General features: G+C 74.7%; 2 protein-coding genes and 1 pseudogene. All 3 read left to right on the top strand.

Annotated features, from left to right (window positions below; translation table 11 throughout):
• Nucleotides 1–63: 63 nt before the first annotated feature.
• Nucleotides 64–3,513, top strand: a complete 3,450-nt coding sequence (locus tag H297_RS39405) for a type I polyketide synthase (RefSeq protein ID WP_486589754.1) — start codon at nucleotides 64–66, stop codon at nucleotides 3,511–3,513.
• A 24-nt stretch (nucleotides 3,514–3,537) separates the two neighbouring features.
• A pseudogene (locus H297_RS0130975) lies at nucleotides 3,538–13,185 on the top strand (type I polyketide synthase); the annotation flags it as partial.
• A 2-nt stretch (nucleotides 13,186–13,187) separates the two neighbouring features.
• Nucleotides 13,188–22,886: type I polyketide synthase (locus H297_RS39410; protein ID WP_486589755.1), on the top strand; the 9,699-nt coding region annotated here is incomplete at its 3' end.

Raw genomic sequence — 22,886 nt, forward strand, 5'->3', positions numbered from 1 at the left:
TCGTCGTTCGAGGGGCGGCGGTCGCGGCGGCTTCGGGTGAGTCATGCGTTCCATTCGCCGTTGATGGAGCCGATGGTCGACCGGTTCCGCGAGGTGGTGGAGGAGCTCTCCTTCCACCCGCCACGGGTTCCGTTCGTCTCGACGGTGACGGGTGAGCGGGTGGTGGAGGAGATCGCGTCACCCGGCTACTGGGTGGAGCATGTGCGGGCGACGGTGCGGTTCGCCGACGCGGTGCAGCGTCTCCGTGCCGACGGTGTGGACACCTTCGTCGAGATCGGTCCCGACGGTGTGCTGAGCGCCATGGGACGGGAGCTTCTGGGAGACGACGGGGCGGTGTTCGTACCCGCGTCGAGGCGGGACGGTGACGAGTGCCGTACCGTGACGGCCGCGCTGGCGTACGCGCACGTGCGGGGCGCCGAGGTGGCGTGGGACCAGGTCCACGGTGCGCCGCGGCACACCGCTGCTGCCGCCTCCGCTGCCGCGACCCTTCCCACGTATGCGTTCCAGCGGCGGCGTTACTGGCTTCGCGAAGCCCCGCCGACTGCGGGCGATGCTGCCGCATCCGGACTCGGCAGTGCGGACCATCCGTTGCTGGGCGCCAAGGTCGAGCTGCCGGACTCGGGCGGCTACCTGTTCACCGGCAGGCTCTCGACGGGCGCGCAGGAATGGCTGGCCGACCACGTGATCTCGGGCACCACCCTGGTGCCGGGCGCGGCCTTCCTCGAATGCGCACTCCGCGCGGGCCGCGAGGTGGGGTGCACCCACGTCGAGGAACTGGTCCTCGAACTGCCGCTGGTTCTGCCGGACCGGGGTGACGTGGCGATCCAGGTGGCCGTCTCACGGCAGGCCGGGCAGGGTGGCCGACCGTTCAGTGTGTACGCCCGCCAAGGTGAGGAGCAGTGGGTGCGGCACGCCACCGGCACGCTGACCCGAGCGGCACCCGGCGAGGAGGCCGCCTCGTCCGCACCGACGCCCTCCGCCGGAATCTCCCCCGAAGCGGCCGCCGCCCCCGCAGCCGCGCCCCCGGAATCGTCCGCGGAACCTGAGCCGTCCGGCGCCCCCGGCGTGTGGCCGCCCGAAGATGCGGAGCCGGTCGATGTCTCGGACTTCTATCCGCGCATGGCGGAGGCCGGGTTCGGATACGGGCCCGGGTTCCGGGGGTTGCGGGCCGCGTGGCGGCAGGACGACGTGCTGTGGGCGGAGGTCGGCCTGCCGGCGGAGACGGCCGCGCAGGCCGCAGAATTCGCCGTGCACCCCGCGCTGCTGGACGCCGTCCTGCACGGCGCCGCGCTGGTACGCCCGGACGGTGGGCTGCCGTTCACCTGGAGCGGGGTGCGGGTGGCGCGGGCCGGGGCGGGTGCCCTGCGGGTGCGGGTGGCGCCCGCGCCGGGTGGTGCGCTGGCTCTGACCGCGTGGGACGACGTCTCGGGCGCCCCCGTCCTGTCCGTGGCGGAACTGACCCTCCGCGACGTGCCCGTACGGCAGTTGCGCGAGGCGCGCGGTGCGCAACAGTCGCTGTTCGGCATCGCGTGGCACCCCGTGGACCCGTCCGGGCACGGGACGGCGCCCTCCTACGCCGTGCTGGGCGGGAGCGCCGTGCCGGGCAAGGACGCCGTGCCGGGCAAGGACGCCGTGCCTGCGAACGAGGAGGTGACCTCGGAGGAGGGAGGGGGCCGGCGCCGTGTCGTCGACCTCTCCGCACTCCCCGCGGAGTTGCCCGAGCTGGTGGTGCTGCCTTGCCTCGGGGAGCTCACCGACCCGCACCCGACTCCGGAAGTGGGCAGGGCCATGACGGTCCTGCGGGAGTGGCTGGCCGATCCGCGGGCAGAAAGGTCGCGGCTCGTGGTCGTGACCTGCGGCGCCGTCGCGGTGGCCGACGGCGACGACGTGCGCGACCTTACCGGCGCTGCCGTCTGGGGGCTGGTGCGGGCCGCGCAGTCGGAGCACCCCGGCCGGTTCGTCCTGGTCGACATCGACGAACCGGACATGCCGGAAGGTGTCTTGACGGCAGCACTGAGTGCGGCAGCGCAGGCACAGGAGCCGCAGCTCGCCGTGCGCGCCGGTGCTGTACGCGTTCCCCGGCTGGTGCCCACCGGTGGGCGCGCCCAGCCGCTGGAGTGGAACCCGGAGGGCACCGTTCTGATCACCGGTGGCACCGGCGCGCTCGGCACCGGGATCGCCCGTCACCTGGTGACCGAACGCGGCGTGCGGCACCTGCTGTTGGTGAGTCGCAGCGGTGGCGGGGAGAGCGCGAGCAGGGCGGTGGAGGACCTTCGTGCGCACGGTGCCACCGTGCGGATCGCCACCTGCGACGTGTCGGACGAGGCGGACATCGCCCGGGTGGTGGCGTCGGTTCCGGAGGAGCAGCCGCTGAGCGCGGTGGTGCACGCGGCGGGTGTCGTCGACGACGGCGTCCTGACGTCGCTGACCACCGAGCAGCTCGCCGCGGTGATGGCGCCGAAGGCCGACGCCGCGCTGCACCTGCACCGGCTGACGCGTCACCTGCCGCTGGACGCGTTCGTCCTCTTCTCCTCCACCACCAGTGTGTTCGGCGGCCCGGGGCAGGCGAACTATGCGGCTGCCAACGCCCTGTTGAACGGGCTGGCCCACCACCGGCGCGCCCAGGGGCTGGTGGCGTCCACGCTGGCGTGGGGGCGCTGGGACGACGACACCGGCATCATCGGCGGGCTCGAAGAAGCCGATGTGCGCCGGATGGCCCGGGCGGGTATCGGAGCGCTGAGCCCGACGGAGGCGTTGACCCTCTTCGACGCCGGGGTCGGCGCGCACGAGCCCGAGGTGGCCGCGGTGGTCCTGGACCGTGCGGCGCTGCGCGACCAGGCGCGGGCGGGCACGCTGCTGCCGCTGCTGCGCGAACTCGTACCGCCGCAACCGCAGTCGCAGAACGCGCAGGAGCGGCCGTCCACCGGCCCGGCGGCTCCGGAGCGGGGTACGGACCCGGCCGCGGCGCTGCGCGAAGAGCTCGCCAGGGCCGTACCGGGGGACCGTGAAAGCCTGGTGCGCCGCCTGGTGGTGCGGGAACTGGCGGAGGTCCTCGGGCACGACAGCGCGGGGGCCGTCGACGCGGACCGCGGGTTCTTCGAGTCGGGGCTGGACTCGCTGACGGCGATCGACCTGCGCAACCGCCTGGGCGCGGCCACCGGACTGCGGCTGCCGACAGCGGCCCTGTTCGATCACCCCAACGTGACCGCGCTGGTGCGGCACATGACGGAGGAACTGACTGCTGGGCTCCAGGCGTCCAAGGGTGAAGGGGTGGACGACGGTGACGGTGATGCCGAGCTGCGCCGGACGATCGCGGCGATCCCGCTCGACAGGCTGCGCGACGCCGGCGTCCTCGACATGCTGCTGCGCCTCGCCAACGGCGGAGACGGGCAGTCCTCGGACGGCAACTACCCCGAGGACGAGCCCGATGCACCTGATCTCGACCGGTTCGACGAAATGGATCTCGACGAACTGATCAGACTCGGGCAGGATGATCAGCGAGACCGGGATTAGGGGGGCGCGGTTTCGATGAACCAGAGCAAAGAACAGATCGTTGAGGCACTCCGGGGGTCCCTGAAGGAGACCGAGCGCCTCCGCCGGCGCAACCGGCAGTTGGTCGACGAGGCCCACGAGCCGATCGCCGTCATCGGTATGGCATGCCGGTATCCGGGTGACGTGCGCAGTCCCGAGGATCTGTGGCGCCTGGTCGACGAGGGACGGGACGCGGTCGCCGGCTTTCCGGCCGACCGCGGCTGGGACCTGGAGTCCCTCCACCACCCGGACCCGGACCACACCGGTACCAGCTACGCCAAGGAAGGCGGCTTCCTCTACGGCGCGGCCGAGTTCGACGCGGAGTTCTTCGGCATCAGCCCGCGCGACGCACTGGCGATCGACCCCCAGCAGCGGCTGCTCCTGGAGACCTCGTGGGAGGCCGTCGAGCGGGCCGGCATCGACCCGACGACGCTGCGGGGCGCCCAGGTCGGCTCGTACGTCGGTGTGATGTACAACGACTACGCCACGCGCCTGCACCGCGCCCCCGAGGGCTTCGAGGGCTATCTGGGCAACGGCAGTTCGGGCAGTGTCGCCTCGGGACGCATCGCGTACACCTTCGGATTCGAGGGCCCCACGGTCACGGTCGACACCGCCTGCTCCTCCTCGCTGGTGAGTCTGCACCTGGCGGCGCGGGCGCTGCGGCAGGGGGAGTGTGCCCTGGCGCTGGCCGGTGGTGTCACGGTGATGGCGTCCCCGACGGCGTTCGTCGAGTTCAGCCGGCAGCGCGGGCTCGCCCCGGACGGCCGGTGCAAGTCCTTCTCCGACCGGGCCGACGGCACCGGCTGGGGCGAGGGCGTGGGCATGCTGCTGCTGGCGCGGCTCTCGGACGCCGTACGCGACGGGCACCGGGTGCTCGCCGTGCTGCGTGGCTCGGCGGTGAACCAGGACGGCGCCTCCAGCGGTCTGACCGCGCCCAGCGGCCCCGCCCAGCAGCGCGTCATCCGGGCCGCGCTGGCCGACGCGCGCCTGCTCTCGTCCGAGGTGGACGCCGTGGAGGCGCACGGCACGGGGACGCCGTTGGGCGATCCGATCGAGGCGCGGTCGCTGGTGGAGACGTACGGCCGGGAGCGGGAGGTACCCCTGGCGCTCGGTTCGCTCAAGTCGAACATCGGTCACACGCAGGCCGCCGCGGGTGTCGGTGGTGTGATCAAGATGGTGATGGCGATGCGGCACGGCTCGCTGCCGCGCACCCTGCACGTCGAGCAGCCGACCCCGCAGGTCGACTGGTCGTCGGGCGCGGTCGAGCTGCTGACCGCCCCCAGGCCGTGGCCCGCACAGGACCGGCCCCGGCGCGCCGCGGTGTCCGCGTTCGGTGTGAGCGGCACCAACGCGCACGTGATCCTGGAGCAGGCCCCCGCCCCCGAGCGCCCGCAAGCCCCCGCCGCGGAGGGACCGTCGGCCCCCGGTGTGCAGGCCCTCGCCTCCGACGGCACCGTACCGACGGTGCCGCTGGTGATCTCCGGGCGCACTCGTGCGGCGCTGCGCGGCCAGGCGCAGCGGCTGAGCGCCCTGCTGGCCGACCGGCCCGACCGCGCGGTCCGCGCCGACCGCGGACCGGCGGCCCCCGAGGCTGCGGCCCCCGATCCGGCGGACCTCGCCCACACGTTGGCGACCGCGCGTACCCGGTTCGATCACCGTGCGGTGGTGCTCGCCGGTGAGCGCGCCGGGCTGCGCGAGGGCCTGGCCGGGCTCGCCGAGGGGCGGAGCCTGCCGGCAGTGGTCAGCGGCCGTGCCGTCGGCGTGCCGCGGGTGGCGTTCGTCTTCCCCGGGCAGGGCGCACAGTGGGCCGGCATGGCGGTGGAACTGCTCGACTCCTCACCGGTCTTCGCCGCCCGCATGGCGGAGTGCGCGGAAGCCCTCGCCCCCTACCTGGACCGGGACCCGCGCACCATCCTGCGTGAGGGCGACGCCCTCGACCAGGTCGACGTGGTGCAGCCGGTGCTGTGGGCGGTGATGGTCTCGCTCGCCGCCGTCTGGCGCTCGTTGGGCGTCCAGCCCGCGGCCGTGGTGGGGCACTCCCAGGGGGAGATCGCCGCCGCGTGCGTGGCGGGGGCGCTGTCGCTGTCCGACGGGGCCCGCATCGTGGCGCTGCGCAGCCGCGCGCTGCTTCCGCTCGCCGGGCGCGGCGGCGGCATGATGTCGGTGGCGCTGCCCGGCGAAGAGGTCCGCACCCTGCTGCGGGCCTGGGACGGGGCACTGTCGGTCGCCGCGGTGAACGGGCCCTCCTCCGTGGTGGTCTCCGGGGACGGCGCGGCCCTCGACGACCTGCTGGCCGCGCTCACCGCCGACGGCGTACGGGCCCGCCGCATCGAGGTGGACTACGCCTCCCACTCGCACCACATCGACGCCGTCCGCGCCGAGACGCTCGCCGCGGTCGAAGCCGTCGCACCGCGTGCGGCGCAGATCCCCTTCCACTCCACCGTCACCGGCGGGCTGCTGGACGGGACGCAACTGGACGCCGACTACTGGTACCGCAACCTGCGCGAGCCGGTGGCGTTCGAGCCGGTCGTCGGACGGCTCCTCGACGAGGGAGTGACCTGCTTCGTCGAGGTGAGCGCGCACCCCGTCCTGGCGGTCGGGGTGCAGGAGAGCATCGACGCGGGCGGGCACGACGCCGTCGTCGTCGGCACGCTGCGCCGCGAGGCCGGCGGCCTGGACCGGGTACTGACCTCGGCCGCGGAGGCGCACGTGCGCGGGGTTCCCGTCCGGTGGGAGTCGGCCGTCGAGGCCGCCGCCCCCACCCGGACCGACCTGCCCACCTACGCCTTCCAGCACCAGCGGTACTGGCTCGACGCCCCCGCGCCCGGTGCCCAGGTGGCGGGGCGCGCCCCGTGGGAGTCCCCGTTCTGGCAGGCCGTCGACGAGGGCGACAGCCGGGCGCTGGCCGAACTGCTCGCGCTCCCGGAGGACGCGGCACTGCCCACGGTCGTCTCCACCCTGGCCGAACGGCGCCGCGGCAGCGCGGAGCGTGCCGCGACCGACGAGTGGCGCTACCGCATCGTGTGGCGGCCGTTGGCGACCGGTTCCGCGCCCGGCGCTTCGGGCACCTGGCTGTTCGTCGTGCCTGCGGGCTGCACCGGCCATCCGCGCGCCGTCCGCCTCGCCGACGCCCTGCGTGCCAGGGGCCTCGACGTGGTCGTCTCCGAGCCGGCGGACCTGTCCACGGCCGTCCCCGCGGCCGCCACCGACGCCGCCACCCCCACCACGGACCGGACCGGGCCCGTGACGGGTGCGGCGGCGGTGACGGGAGTGCTGTCGCTGCTGGCCCTCGCCGAGGACACCGCCACACACGGCACGGCGGAACTGGTGCGGGAGTTGGCGGCAGCGGGCATCGAGGCGCCGCTGTGGTGTGTGACCGGCGGAGCCGTCGCCACCGGCGACGACGACGAGCTGACCAGCGCGGTGCAGGCCCAGGTGTGGGGCCTCGGACGCGTCGTCGCGCTGGAGCAGCCCCGCCGCTGGGGCGGGCTGGTGGATCTGCCCGCCACGCTCGACGAGACGGCCCTGGACCGCCTGGCCGCCGTCCTCGGCGGCATCGACGACGAGGACGAGATCGCGATCCGCGAGGCGTCCGTGTTCGTGCGGCGCATCGTCCGTGCGCCGCTGCCGCAGACGGCGGTCGCCCGCCCGTGGCGTCCGCACGGCACCGTACTGATCACCGGCGGTACCGGACTCCTCGGCGCCCACGTCGCCCGGCGGCTCGCCGCCGACGGGGCCGAGCACCTCGTGCTGGCCGGGCTCCGCGGACCGGACGCCCCGGGAGCGGCCGAGCTGGCCCGGGAGCTGACCGCGCTCGGCGCCCGGGTCGACGTCGTGGCCTGCGACGTGTCCGTACGCTCCCAGGTGGCCGAACTGCTGGACGCGCTGCCGTCCCAGACCCCTCTCACCGCGGTGATGCACGCCGCCGGGGTGCTGGACGACGGGCTGGTCGACGCCCTGACACCGGAGCGGTTCGAGCGGGTCATGGCACCGAAGGTGGGCGGCGCCCGGCATCTGCACGAACTGACGGCCCACCTCGACCTGGACGCCTTCGTCCTCTTCTCCTCCGTCGCCGGCAGCTTCGGCGCCGCCGGTCAGGGAAACTACGCGGCGGCGAACGCGCACCTGGACGCCCTCGCGCAGCAGCGCCGCCGCAGCGGACTGCCCGCCACCTCCGTCGCCTGGGGTTCCTGGGGCGCGGGGCTGGCCGAGGACGTGGCCGACCGGCTGCGGCGGCGCGGATTCCCGGCCCTGGACCCGCAGTTCGCGGTGTCCGCCCTGCTGCAGGCAGTCACCCACGGTGAGACGCAGCTCGTGGTCACCCACGTCGAATGGGAGCGGGCCGCACCGGTCTTCACGATGGCCCGCCCCAGCCCGCTGATCCGCGAGGTGCCCGAGGCCCGGCAGGCGCTGGACGGCGCGGGGACGGCGCGCAGCGGCCCGGGCACCGACGCGTCGGCGCTGGCCGCCAAGCTGTCGAGCGTGCCGGCCGACGCCCGCCCACGCATCCTCCTCGACCTGGTGCGCACCGAGGCGGCCGTCGTGCTCGGGCACGCCGGAGCCGACGCCGTGGAGCCGTCCCGCGCCTTCCGGGAGCTGGGCTTCGACTCCCTGTCCGCCGTGGAGCTGCGCAACCGGCTCTCCGCGGCCACCGGCGTCGGGCTGCCCGCCGGCATCGCCTTCGACCACCCCTCGGCGCGGGCGCTCGCCGACTTCCTCCTCGCGCGGATGACGGGGCAGCAGGCGGCGGTCCCGCCGCCCACCGAGGCGGCCGGGACCGCCACCGACGACGAACCCGTCGCGATCGTCGGGATGGGCTGCCGGTTCCCCGGCGGCGTCACCACGCCGGAGGAGTTCTGGGACCTGCTGGCCGCCGGCCGGGACGCGATCTCCCCGTTCCCCACCGACCGCGGCTGGGACCTGGCCAAGCTGTACGACCCGGACCCCCACCGCGCCGGAACCTCCTACGCCCGGCAGGGCGGATTCCTGCACGACGCGGGTGAGTTCGACGCGGCCTTCTTCGGCATCTCGCCGCGCGAGGCGCTGGCCATGGATCCGCAGCAGCGCCTGCTGCTGGAGACCTCCTGGGAGGCCGTCGAACGGGCGGGCATCGACGCGGCGGCGCTGCGCGGCACCGCAACCGGCGTCTACATGGGCGGCATGCACTCCTTCTACGGTGCGGCCACGCCGCCCGAGGAGGGCCTGGAAGCCCACCTGATGACGGGGGTGTTCACCAGCGTCCTGTCCGGGCGGGTGTCCTACACACTCGGCCTGGAGGGCCCCTCCCTCACCGTCGACACCGCCTGCTCCTCCTCGTTGACGGCGCTCCACCTCGCCTGCCAGGCGCTGCGCCGGGGCGAGTGCTCCCTCGCGCTGACGGGCGGCGTCGCGGTGATGCCCTCGACCGGGGGCTTCGCCGGGATGAGCCGTCAGCAGGTGCTGGCGCCGGACGGCCGCTGCAAGCCGTTCGCGGCCGCGGCCGACGGCATGAGCATGGCCGAGGGCGCCGGTGTGCTGCTGGTCGAGCGGCTGTCCGACGCCCGGCGCAACGGCCACCCCGTGCTGGCCGTCATCCGCGGCAGCGCCGTCAACCACGACGGCGCCTCCAACGGGCTGACCGCCCCGAACGGGCCCTCCCAGGAGCGGGTGATCCGCCGGACGCTGGCCGCGGCGGGGCTCGCCGCAGACGACATCGACGCGGTGGAGGCGCACGGCACCGGCACCGCACTGGGCGATCCCATCGAGGCCGACGCGCTGCTCGCGACCTACGGCCGGGAGCGGGACCGGCCGCTGTGGCTCGGCTCGGTGAAGTCCAACATCGGCCACACGGCCGCCGCTGCCGCCGTGGCCGGGGTGATCAAGCTCGTGCTGGCGATGCGGCACGGCACGCTGCCCAGGACGCTGCACGTGGACGCGCCGACGCCGCATGTGGAGTGGGAGTCGGGCGACATCCGGCTGCTGACGGAGTCCCGGCCCTGGGAGCGCCGCGAAGGGGAGGGGCCCCGCCGCGCCGCGGTCTCCTCGTTCGGTATCAGCGGGACGAACGCCCACCTCGTGCTGGAGGAGCCCACCGCCGCCGACCGCCCCGACGCGGCGCGGCATCCGGACGCGGCGGAGAGCCCGGACACGGCCGTCCGCACGGATGCGGAGGAGCACTCGGCGCCGCCGGTCGTGCCCTGGGTGCTGTCGGCCACCACCGAGCGGGCGCTGACCGAGCAGTGCGCACGGTTGCGGGCACACCTGGCCGAACAGCCCGGTCTGGACCCCGTCGACGTCGGACACTCGCTGGCGCACGGCCGGTCCGTCTTCCGTCACCGTGCCGTACTGCTCGGCGCCGACCGTGCCGAACTCGACCGCCACGCAGCGGATCCCGGCGGGCCCGGGGTCGTGCGGGGCACGGCGGCCGGCGAGCCGCGGCCGGTCTTCGTCTTCCCCGGGCAGGGCGGCGCATGGCCGGGCATGGGCCGCGCGCTGCTGGCGGACTCGCCCGCCTTCCGGCAGGCGGCCGAGGCCTGCGACGAGGAGATCCGGGCACTCACCGGCTGGTCCGTCCTCGACGTGCTGCGCGGCGAGAGGGAGGTGGCGGAGGACCGTGTCGACGTCCATCAGCCGGTGCTGTTCGCCATGATGGTCTCGCTGGCGGCGATGTGGCGCTCCTACGGCGTGGAGCCGGCTGCCGTGGTGGGGCACTCGCAGGGGGAGGTCGCCGCCGCGTACGTCGCGGGCATCCTTTCGCTGAAGGACGCCGCGCACATCATCGTCCGACGCAGCGCAGCCTGGCGGCAGTTGTCCGGCAAGGGCGGCATGACGGCCGTGCTGCTGCCGGCCGAGGAGGTGCGGCGCCGGCTCGCTCCCTGGGGTGACCGGCTCGCGGTGGCCGCCGTCAACGGCCCCGGCTCCTGCACCGTCTCCGGCGACCCGGCCGCCTGCGACGAGTTCGTCGCAGCCTGCACCGCTGACGGGCACCGCGCCCGGCGGGTGCCCGGCGTGACCGTGGCGGGGCACTCCGCTCAGGTGGACGCCCTGCGGGAGGGCCTGCTGCGCGAGCTGGCACCCGTCAGCCCGGGGCCCGCTCGTGTCCCGCTGTACTCCACGGTGACCGGGGAGGCGCTGGACGCCTCGGACACCACGGCCCTGGACGCCGGCTACTGGTACCGCAACCTGCGCGAGACCGTCGCGTTCGAAGCCGCGGTCGGCGCCCTGACCCGCGACGGGCTGCGGGCCTTCGTCGAGATCTCGCCCCACCCGCTGCTGGCGCTCTCGATCCAGGAGACCGCCGAACAGCACGGAGCCGAGCCCCTCGTCCTGCCCACCCTGCGACGCGGCGAGGGCGGCATGCGGCACTTCTTGACGTCCGCCGCCGAGGCCCACGTGCACGGTGTGACCGTCGACTGGCGGACCGCCTTCGCGGGAACCGGCGCCCGCCTCGTCGAGCTGCCCACCTACCCCTTCCAGCACGAGACCTACTGGCTGGAGACCCCCGTCGCCGGTGGTGCGGCAGCCGGTGACCCGACCCCGGCGGAGAGCGCCTTCTGGTCCGCGGTCGAGCGGGAGGACCCCGCCGCGCTGACCACGGCCCTGGACGCCGGGCCCGCCACCGAGCCGGCGGTGCGGGCAGCACTGCCCGCCCTCGCCTCCTGGCGTCGGCGTCTCAACCGGCGCTCCGCCGTGGACTCCTGGACCTACCGGCTGACCTGGCAGCCCCTGACCGGCCCGCCGTCGGCGCCGCGCGGCGGCACCTGGCTGGCCGTGGTGCCCCGTACCCGGGCGGACGACACGACCGTGGCCGGACTGCTGAAGGAGCTGGAACAGTCCGGTGCCGCCGTCGTCCCCGTCGCGGTGGACGCGGTGGACCTGACGCGGGCCACCCTGACCGAGCGGCTCCGGGACGCCGCCGACGGGGCACTGGTGACGGGCGTGCTCTCCCTCCTCGCTCTCGACGCCTCCGCGGATCCGGCGCATCCCGCCGTCGCCGCGAGCACCGTGGGCACGCTGGCCCTGGTGCAGGCGCTCGGCGACAGCGGGACCGCGGCACCGCTGTGGTGCGTCACCAGCGGAGCGGTGTCCGTGGACGAGGGAGACCCGCTGCGGGACCCGGTGGCCGCACAGGTGTGGGGCCTTGGCCGAACGGTCGCCCTCGAAGCCCCTGAGCGCTGGGGCGGCCTGATCGACCTGCCCGCACAGGTGGAGGCACGCACACGGGCCCGGTTCGTCGAGGCGCTCGCCGGGGCGGGAGCCGAGGAGGACCAACTCGCCGTGCGGCCCGACGGTGTCTTCGGGTGCCGCCTGGTGCGCGCCGAGTCCCGGGCCGAGGCCGGCGGCTGGCGGCCCTCGGGCACGGTGCTGGTCACCGGCGGCACAGGCGCGCTGGGCGCCCACGTCGCCCGCCGGCTGGCCGGTGCGGGCGCGGCGCATCTGATCCTCGCGAGCAGGACGGCCACCACGGCGCCGGGTGCCGACGCGCTCACGGCCGAACTGGGGGACCTGGGTGCCCGGGTCACGCTCGCGGACTGCGACGTCGCCGACCGCACGGCGCTTCGGTCCCTGCTGGCCTCGGTGCCCGACGACGCCCCGTTGACGGGGGTGTTCCACGTCGCCGGTGTCGTCGACGACGGGCCCCTCGACGCGATGACCCCGCAACGCCTGGAGCGGGTCTTCGCCTCCAAGGTCGGGGCGGTGGACAACCTCCACGAGCTGACTGGACACCTCCCGCTGGAGGCGTTCGTGCTGTTCTCCGCCTTCGGCGGCACGTTCGGCAGCGCGGGGCAGGCCAACTACGCGGCGGCCAACGCCTACCTCGACGCCTTCGCCCGCTACCGGCGGGCGCGGGGGCAGGCCGCCACGTCCGTGGCGTGGGGCGCGTGGGGCGGCGGCAGCCTCGACTCGCGCGAGGACGCCGAGGCCAGGCTCCGCAGCCGGGGCGTCCGCACGATGGACCCCGGGCTCGCGATGGACGCGCTCGAAGCCGCTGTCCGGCAGGACGAGCCCTGCGTCGTGGTGGGCGACATCGAGTGGGACCGCTTCGCCAAGGGCCTCGCGGCGCTGCGGCCCAGCCCGCTGCTGAGCACGGTGCCCGAAGCCCGCGCGGCCCTGCGGGAGATGGCAGCCGACGGCGACGGTCACAGCGGCAACGCCGGTGACGCCGACACCCTCTCCGCCCTGCGGGAACGGCTCCGCACGCTCTCCGCACCGGAGGGCGACGACCATGTGCTCGGGCTCGTACGCCGCGAGTTGGCGGCGGTCCTGCGGTACACGGACCCCGAAGCCGTCGACGCGGACGGCGCGTTGACGGGGCTGGGACTCGACTCGGTGCTGGCGGTGGAGCTGCGTAACCGGCTCAGCCGGGTCAGCGGCCTCAAGCTGCCGGTCACGCTCGTGTTCGACCATCCGACGGCCCGCGCTGTCGCCGGTCACCTGGTGGAGAGCATCAGGCAGGGCGAAGAGGACCCCGCCCTGGCACTGCTGGCGGAGCTCGACACACGGTTGCCCGCAATCGTCTCCGACGACCTCGCACGCAAGGCCGTCACCACCCGGTTGAGGTCGATGCTGGAGCAGTTGACCGCCGCACAGCCGGACGGGCCGCCCGCCGAACTGGCGGAGGCCACGGATGAGGAGCTGATCGACTTCCTCGGCAAGGAGTACGGCATCTCCTGACCATCCGGCCGACCACGACTTCCGGTTCTGCGAGGGAAACGCACCACATGGCGGACAAAGAACGGCTCAGCTACTACCTCAAGCGCGTCACCATGGACCTCCAGGACGCCCGCAGGCAACTGCGCGAGGTCCAGGACGAGCGGCGTGAGCCGATAGCGGTCGTGGGCATCGGCTGCCGGTTCCCCGGCAACGTCTCGTCGCCCGACGAGCTGTGGCGCATGCTGGTGTCCGGGCGCGACACCGTGGCCGCCTTCCCCGACGACCGCGGCTGGGACCTGGAAGCCCTCTACGACCCGGACCCGGACCGGCCGGGCACCAGCTACACCCACGAGGGCGCGTTCCTCTCCGACGCCGCCGACTTCGACGCGGAGTTCTTCGGCATCTCACCGCGTGAGGCCCTCGCGATGGACCCGCAGCAGCGGCTGCTGCTGGAGGTCGCGTGGGAGACCCTGGAGCGGGCCGGCATCGATCCGGGGACGCTGCGCGGCAGCAGGACCGGCGTCTTCGCGGGCACGAACGGCCAGGACTACGTGCGCCTGCTGATGACCTCGCTGGAGTCCGAGGCGCTGGAGGGCCACCGGCTGACCGGCAACACGGCCAGCGTGCTGTCCGGACGGGTCTCCTACGCGCTCGGCCTGGAGGGCCCCGCCGTCACGGTGGACACCGCCTGCTCGTCGTCCCTGGTGGCCCTGCACATGGCTGCCCAGTCGCTGCGCCAGCGGGAGTGCTCCCTGGCTCTGGCCGGCGGGGCGACGGTGATGTCGACGCCGGGCGCCTTCATCGAGTTCAGCAGGCAGCGGGGCATGGCCCCGGACGGGCGGTGCAAGCCGTTCGCGGAGGCGGCGGACGGCACCGGCTGGGGCGAGGGCGTCGGCATGGTCCTCCTGGAGCGACTCTCCGACGCCCTCGCGGCCGGCCACCAGGTGCTGGCCGTGGTACGCGGCAGTGCGGTCAACCAGGACGGCGCAAGCAACGGTCTGACGGCGCCGAACGGACCGTCGCAGGAACGGGTGATCCACGACGCCCTGGACAATGCCGGCCTCACACCCGACGAGGTCGACGTGGTGGAGGCGCACGGCACCGGCACGACCCTCGGCGACCCCATCGAGGCCAACGCCGTCCTCACCACCTACGGCCGCCGCCACGCCGGCGAGCGGCCCCTGTACCTGGGCTCCATCAAGTCCAACATCGGCCACACGCAGGCCGCCGCGGGCGTGGCCGGGGTCATCAAGGCGGTGCTGGAGGTCCGGTACGGAGTGGTGCCTCCCACCCTCCACGTCGACCGGCCCACCACCCACGTGGACTGGTCGGCCGGCACCGTGCAGCTCCCGACCGAGCCGTCCCCCTGGCCGGTCAGCGACCGGCCGCGGCGCGTCGGTGTGTCCTCGTTCGGCGTCAGCGGCACCAACGCCCACGTGATCGTCGAGCAGGCGCCGACAGCCGAGACCGCACCGGCCTGTACGCTTTCGGGGCCCGTCACCCACGGCACCGTGCCGCTGCTGCTGTCCGGCCACACCCCGCAGGCGCTGCGCGCCCAGGCCACCCGCCTGCTGGAGCACCTCGACGCCCAGCCGGACACCGGCCTCCTGCCCGTCGCCCGCACCCTGGCCGCCGGCCGCGCGGCGCTGCCGTACCGGGCAGCCGTCGTCTGCGGCGACCGCGCCGACGCGCTGCGGGGGCTGGACGCGCTGTCCCGTGCGGCGGACTCGCCGCACCTGCTGGGCGGCACCGCGCGGGTCAAGGCCAAACGGACCGCGTTCCTCCTCGGCGGCCAAGGCGCACAACGGGTGGGCGCGGGCCGCGAACTGCACGAGAAACTGCCCGCCTTCGCCGCCTGCCTCCAGGACGTCTGCGCGGTGCTCGACCCCGCCGTGGGCCGGCCGGTCCGCGAGATCATGTTCGGCGACGAGGCGGCACTGGAGCACACCCGGTACGCGCAACCCGCTCTGTTCGCCCTCGAAGTAGCACTGTGCCGGCTCTGGGAGAGCTGGGGCGTGCGCCCGGACTACCTGCTGGGCCACTCCGTGGGCGAGGTGGCGGCGGCGCACGTGGCCGGAGTGCTGTCGCTGGAGGACGCGTGCACCCTGGTCGCGGCGCGCGGCCGGCTCATGCAGGCCATGGCGCCCGGCGTCATGGTGTCCGTGGCCGCGTCCGAGGCGGAGGTGGCACCGCTGCTCACCGACGGCGTCTCGATCGCCGCCGTCAACGGCCCCGCGACGGTCGTCGTCTCGGGCGACGTGGAGGCGGTGGCGGCGGTGCTCTCGGCGCTGCCGGACCGCAGGTCGAAGCGGCTGTCGACCAGCCACGCGTTCCACTCGCCGTCGATGGAGCCGATGCTGGAGCAGTTCCGCGCCGAGGTGGCCGGGCTGACGTTCCTGCCCCCGCGCATCCCGGTGGTGTCCAACGTGACCGGCCAGGTCGCCGGCGAGGAGATCGCCACGGCCGACTACTGGGTGCGGCACGTGCGGGAGACCGTGCGCTTCCACGGCGGGATGGAGAGCCTGCTGGCGCGCGGGGTGACCACGTTCGTGGAACTCGGCCCCGGCGGCGTGCTCACCGCGCTGGGCCGCGACACCCTGCCGGACGACCGTACCGACCTGATGCTGACCCCCGCCCTCCGGCACGGCAAGAGCGAGATCGACACCCTCCTGACCGCGCTGGCAGCCGTCCACACCCACGGCGCCCACGTCGACTGGCCGGCCGTGTTCGCGGGCAGCGGCGCCGACCGGGCCGACCTGCCGACCTACGCCTTCCAGCGCGAGCGCCACTGGCTGCGCAACCCCTTCTCCGTGACCGGTGACCTCGGCCGCGTCGGCCTCGGAGCCGCCCACCACCCCCTGCTCGGCGCCGCCGTGGCTCTGGCGGACGACGACGGGCTCCTGCTCACCGGCACACTGTCCCGGCGCAGCCACCCCCGGCTCGCCGACCCGGCAGGCGGCGGGCCCCGGCACGCCGCCGCCTGCCTCCTGGAACTGGCGCTGCACGCGGGCGGCCAGGCCGGTCACGGGCGGGTGGCCGAGCTGACCGCGGAGGAGCCGCTCAGCCTGCCCGCACACGGCGGCCTCGTCGTACAGGTACGGGTGGGTTCCCCGGACGAGACCGGCCGACGGACGGTCGCCGTCCACACCCGCGCCGACCACGACGACGCCCCCTGGATCCGCCATGCAGACGGCGTCCTCGCACCCAGCCCCGCACCCCCGGCCGCGACGGAGCAGCTCAGCCCCGGCCAGGAAGCGCTCGCCCTCGATGTCGTCGCGCCGCCGGCCGGTCAGGACGGCGGCGACGGCCCGGCGCTCCTTGCGGCGTGGCGCGCCGGTGAGACCGTGTACGCCGAGTTCGGCGAGGCCGGGGAATTGCTGGAGGGGACCGGCGGCTTCGGGCTGCACCCCGCGGTGCTGGAAGCGGTGACCCGGGCCGCCGAACCGCTGCTGCCGCGGCCCGCCGCCGGCCGGCTCCAGCTCCCCGCCCGCTGGCACGGCGTGGAACTCCACGCCCCGGGGGCCGTCGTGACGCGGGCGCGGATCACGCGCACCGGCCAGGACACCGTCTCCCTCGTCCTCGGTGACGACACCGGACGCGTCGTCGCCACGGCCGAGGCGGTCACCTTCCACGCGTTCCACGGCGCCGGTGCGCACCGGCAGTACGGCGACGCCCTGTTCCGCATCGACTGGGCCGAGGTCGACACAGCGTCCCCCGCCCCCGACGCCACTGCCGCGGGCGGGACCGGATGGGCGGTACTGGGGGAGACGGGCACCACCGCCCGCTTCGGCGACGCGGTGCCGTACGCCGACCTGGCGGCACTCTCCGAGGCGGTACGTGGCGGCGAGCCGGTACCGCCCGTCGTCCTCGCCCCCGTGCCGCCGAGCGGAACCGGGGCGCTCGGCGCCGAGGTGCGCGCCACCCTCCGCACCGTGCTCGCGCTGAGCCGGCAGTGGCTCGCCGACGATGCCTTCGCCGCCTCCCGCCTCGTCGTGGTGACCGAGGGCGCGGTCGCGACCTCGTGGGACTCCGCACCGGGCGACCTGGCGGCGTCCGCGGTCTGGGGCCTGATCCGCTCCGCACAGTCCGAGCACCCCGACCGCTTCGGGCTGCTCGACATGGACGGCACGGCAGCCTCGTACCGCTCGCTGGCCGCGGCCGTACGCACCGACGAGCCGCAGACGGCCCTGCGCTCCGGCACCGTCCACGCACCGCGACTGGCCCGGCAGCAGGGCCCCGACGAACCCGACGTGCCGCGCCTCGACCCCGAGGGGACCGTACTGGTCACCGGGGCCACCAGCGGGGTGGGCCGGCTCGTCGCCCGGCACCTGGTGGAACGGCACGGTGTGCGCCACCTGTTGCTCGCCAGCCGACGTGGCCCGGACGCCGACGGGGCGGAGGAGCTGCGCGCTGAACTGACCGCGTCGGGTGCCGAGGTGACGCTCGCCGCCTGCGACGTCTCCGACCGCGCCGCACTGGCGGCCTGCCTGGACCTGGTACCGGCCGGGCACCCCCTCACCGCCGTCGTGCACAGCGCCGGGGTGGTGCACGACGCACTGCTCAGCTCGCTGACCGACGAGCACGTCGACCGGGTGCTGCGTCCCAAGGTCGACGCGGTCCTCCACCTGCACGAGCTCACCCGCGACAGCGGCCTCGACGCCTTCGTCGTCTTCTCCTCGGCCGCCGCCACCATCGGCGCCGGGGGGCAGGGCAACTACGCGGCGGCGAACAGCTTCCTCGACGCGTTCGCCACCCACCGCCGGGCGCAGGGCCTGCCCACGGTCTCCGTGCAGTGGGGGCTGTGGGCCCAGCCCAGCGGCATGACGGGGCAACTCGGCGACGCCCACCAGGAGCGCGCTCGCAGGGCCGGCATCATCCCCATGCCCACCGAACAGGGCCTGGCCCTGTTCGACGCGGCGCTCCACCTCGACCGCCCCGTCGTGGTCGCCGCTCCCGTGGACCTGGCCCTCTGGCGGGAGTCGGCAACAGCATCAGGAGCTGTGCCGCCGCTGCTGCGCGGTCTCCTTCCGGCGACCCCGCGAGGCCGTGCGGCGGACGGCGCACAGGGGCCGAGGGGACAGCTCGACGTCGCCGGGATGTCCGGACCGGCGCGGACGCGGGCCCTGCTGGACCTGGTGCGCTCGCACGCCGCCGCCGTGCTCGGCCACGCCTCGCCCGAAGCGGCAGGCGCCGACCGCCTCTTCAGCGAACTGGGCTTCGACTCGCTGACCGCTGTCGAACTGCGCAACCGGCTCACCGCGGCGACCGGGCTGCGCCTGCCCACCACGCTGGTCTTCGACTACCCCACCCCCGCCGAGCTCGCCGCCTTCCTCGACGACGGACTGGCCGGTACGACGGCGAGCAGCGACACGCCTTCCCCCGTCGCGCCCGGCACGGGGGCCGGTGACGAGCCCGTCGCGATCGTCGCGATGGCCTGCCGCTTCCCCGGCGACGTGCGGTCTCCGGAGGATCTGTGGCGCCTCGTCAGCGAGGGAGCGGAAGGCGTCGGGCCCTTCCCTGCGGACCGGGGCTGGGACCTGGACGGCCTCCTCGGGGACGGCCGGTCGAGCGTGGACAGCGGTGGATTCCTGGGCGGGGCCGCAGACTTCGACGCCGACTTCTTCGGGATCTCGCCGCGCGAGGCGCTGGCGATGGATCCGCAGCAGCGGCTGCTGCTGGAGACGTCCTGGGAGGTGTTCGAGCGCGCCGGGATCGACCCGAGCACGCTGCGCGGCAGCGACACCGGGGTCTTCGCCGGTACCAACGGGCAGGACTACGCGCTGCTGTTGCAGGACCTCCCCGAGGAACTCGAAGGCTTCGTCGGAACCGGCAACGGCGGCGCCGTCTTCTCCGGCCGCCTCTCCTACACCTTCGGCCTCGAAGGCCCCGCGGTGACGGTGGACACGGCGTGCTCCTCCTCCCTGGTGGCCCTGCACCTGGCCGCGCAGTCGCTGCGCCAGGGCGAGTGCTCGCTGGCGCTGGCGGGCGGCGCGACAGTGATGTCGACACCCATGCAGTTCGTGGAGTTCAGCCGTCAGGGCGGTCTCGCCGCGGACGGCCGCTGCAAGGCCTTTGCGGCGGGCGCGGACGGCACCGGCTGGTCCGAGGGTGTAGGTCTGCTGCTGGTCGAGCGTCTCTCGGATGCGCAGCGGAACGGGCATCCGGTGCTGGCGGTGATGCGGGGCTCGGCGGTCAACCAGGATGGTGCGTCGAATGGTCTGACGGCACCCAACGGTCCGTCGCAGCAGCGGGTGATCCGGCAGGCGTTGGCGAACGCACGTGTGCCGGCATCCGGGGTGGATGCGGTGGAGGGGCACGGTACGGGGACGCGGCTGGGCGATCCGATCGAGGCGCAGGCGCTGTTGACGACTTACGGTGCCGAACGTGAGGTGGAGCGGCCTTTGTTGCTGGGTTCGGTGAAGTCGAATCTGGGGCATACGCAGGCGGCTGCGGGTGTGGCGGGTGTCATCAAGATGGTGATGGCGATGCGGCACGGGGTACTTCCGGCGACGCTCCATGTGGACGAGCCCTCACCGCACGTGGAGTGGGACGAGAGCGGGGTCCGTCTGCTGACCGAGCCGACGGGATGGCCGGAGCTGGACCGCCCGCGGCGGGCCGGTGTCTCCTCCTTCGGCGTCAGCGGCACCAACGCCCACGTCATCCTCGAAGCCGCTCCCTCCGACGAGACGGCCCCCGCCCCGCAGGCCACCCCCGACCGGACGGTCGGCCGCGAGGCCGGGCCCGACACGGTGCCCTCCGCCGGCGCCCCGGCCGCACCGTGGATCCTGTCGGCCGAGGGCGAGCCGGCTCTCACCGCGCAGGCGGCCCGGCTGCTGGCCTGGCTCGACACCGCGCCCGACGCCGACCCGCACGACGTGGCGTACTCCCTCGCCACCACCCGCGCGGCACTCGACCACCGGGCCGTGCTCCTGCCGCACGCCCCCGCGGACCTGCCGCAGCTCCTGCGGTCACTGGCCGAGGACCGCCCGGCGCCCGGAGTCGTGCGGGGCAGGGTGCTCAGCGAAGCGCGTACCGTGTTCGTCTTCCCCGGCCAGGGCTCCCAGTGGGTCGGCATGGCGAGGGAACTCCTCGACACGGCCCCCACGTTCGCCCGGACCATGGAGTCCTGTGCCGCCGAGATCGAAACCTTCGTCGACTGGTCGGTGCTGGACGTCGTACGGGGCGAGCCGACGGCCCCCGCGCTGGACCGGGTCGACGTGGTGCAACCCGTGCTGTTCGCGGTCATGGTCTCGCTCGCCGCGCTGTGGCGCGCGCACGGCGTCGAACCGGACGCCGTCCTGGGACACAGCCAGGGTGAGATCGCCGCCGCACATGTCGCTGGCGGGCTGTCGCTGACCGACGCCGCGCGTGTGGTGACCCTGCGCAGCCGGGCCCTGACCGTCCTGTCCGGGCAGGGCGGCCTGGTGTGGGTACCGCAGGCCCCCGGCCGGGTCACCGAGCGGATCGAGGCGTGGGCGGGGCGGCTGGCGGTCGCCGCCGTCAACGGCCCCGGCTCCGTGGTGGTCGCCGGAGAGACCGAGGCGCTGGAGGAGTTCCTGGCGGCCTGCCTCGCGGACGACGTGCGGGCGAAGCGGATCGATGTCGACTACGCCTCGCACTCCCCGCAGGTGGAGACGATCCGCGAACAGCTCGCCGCAGCCCTCGCCCCCGTACGGCCACGCTCGGGCACGGTTCCCTTCTACTCCGCCGTGACCGGCGAGCCGATGGACACGGCCGGGTTGGACGCCGCCTACTGGTACACCAACCTGCGGCGCACCGTCAGCTTCGAGCAGGCGACCCGTCGCGCCGTCGAAGGCGGCCACACCGTGTTCGTCGAGATCAGCCCGCACCCTGTGCTCACCCCCGCGGTGCAGGAGACCGCTGACGCCCTGCAGCGGAACGTCGCCGTGCTCGGCACCCTGCACCGCGATGAGGGCGGTGTGCAGCGCTTCTGGACGGCGCTGGGCGAGGCCCACGTCCGGGGCGTCCGCGTGGACTGGCTGCCGCTGTATCCGGCCGCCCGCCGGACCGGGCTGCCCACCTATGCGTTCCAGCGGCGCCGGTTCTGGCCCGACGACTACCTGGCGCGGTCCGCGGACGCGGCCGGTCTCGGACTCGCCGACGCCGAGCACCCGATGCTGGGCGCGATCGTCACCCCTGCCGGTGCCGACTCCCGCCTGCTGACGGGCCGGTTGTCTCTGCGGACCCACCCGTGGCTGAACGACCACCGGGTGCGAAACACCGTGGTCCTGCCCGGAACCGCCTTCGTCGAGATGGCGATACGCGCGGGGGACGAGGTGGGATGTCCGCAGGTCGAGGAGCTCACCCTCGAAGCCCCCCTCGTGGTCCCGGCGCACGGTGACGTCCACCTCCAGGTGGCCGTCGCGGAGGCGGACGCGGAAGGCCGCCGGGAAGTCGCGGTGCACGCGCGGCGGGACGGCGAGGAGTGGGCCCGGCACGCCACCGGCGTGCTGCACCCGGCACAGCCGCCCCTCCCGGACGGGCTCGCGGCGTGGCCGCCGCCGCAGGCGGTCCCCGTTCCGCTCGACGGCTTCTATGCGCGCTTCGCCGCGTCCTCCCTCGGCTACGGCCCGGCGTTCCAGGGGCTGCGCGCCGCGTGGCGGGACGGCGACGACGTGGTCGCCGAGGTCCGGCTCCCCGAGGAACAGCGGAACGCCGCCCCGCGGTTCGGCCTTCACCCTGCCCTCCTCGACGCGGCCCTGCACGCACTCGCGGTCGACCCCGCGCGGACCCCGGACGGCGCGCCGCGGCTGCCATTCTCCTGGTCGGAGGTGACGCTGTACGCCACCGGCGCCACCGCCCTGCGGGTGCGGCTGTCCCCGGCCGGGCCGGAGGCGGTGACGGTGCTGGCCACGGACGGGGCCGGGCAGCCGGTCGCCTCGGTGGGCACGCTTTCGGTCCGCCCGCTGACCACACCCGGGCCCCTGTCCCGCGGCCCGCTCCACGGACTCGACTGGGTGGAGGTGCCGACCGCGGGCACGACCACCCCGGTGGGACCGGCGGGCACCACGGGCAGCGCCCGTGTCGCCGAAGTCGGTGACCCCGTACTGGGGCTGGACGGGGAGCGCTACCCGGACCTCGTCGCGCTGTCGGCCGTCCTCGACGCGGGGGCGGACGTCCCCGACGCCGTGTTCGCGACTCTTCCCGCGCCGTCACCCGACGAGGACGTCGTCGCCGCCGCGCACGACCGTGTGCATACCCGGCTCGGACTGCTGCACGCGTGGCTCGCCGACGACCGGCTCGCTCACAGCCGCCTCGTACTGGTGACACAAAGCGCCACCGGCACGGCACCTGCCGCTCCGGCGGATGCCGCGGTCTGGGGGCTCGTGCGCGCGGCCCAGTCGGAGCACCCGGGGGTCTTCGGGCTCCTGGCCACGGACGGGCACACCGTCCCCCGCGAGGTGCTGGAGTGCGCCGCCGTCGGCGACGAGCCGCAGCTCGTCTGGCGCGAGGGCGGCCTGCGCGCGCCGCGCCTGACACGGCTCACGGAGCAGCCCGCGGGTGAGGGGGACCGGACCGTCGATGCGGGGGTGCGGTTCGATCCCGAGGGCACGGTGGTGGTGACCGGCGGGACGGGTGTGCTGGGTGGGTTGGTGGTGCGGCATCTGGTCGAGGTGCATGGTGTGCGGCATTTGTTGTTGTTGAGTCGTCGTGGGGGTGTGGCGCCCGAGGTGGGTGCGGGTGTGGATGTGGTGGTGCGG

It is taken from the genome of Streptomyces sp. CNT360, assembly GCF_000424785.1.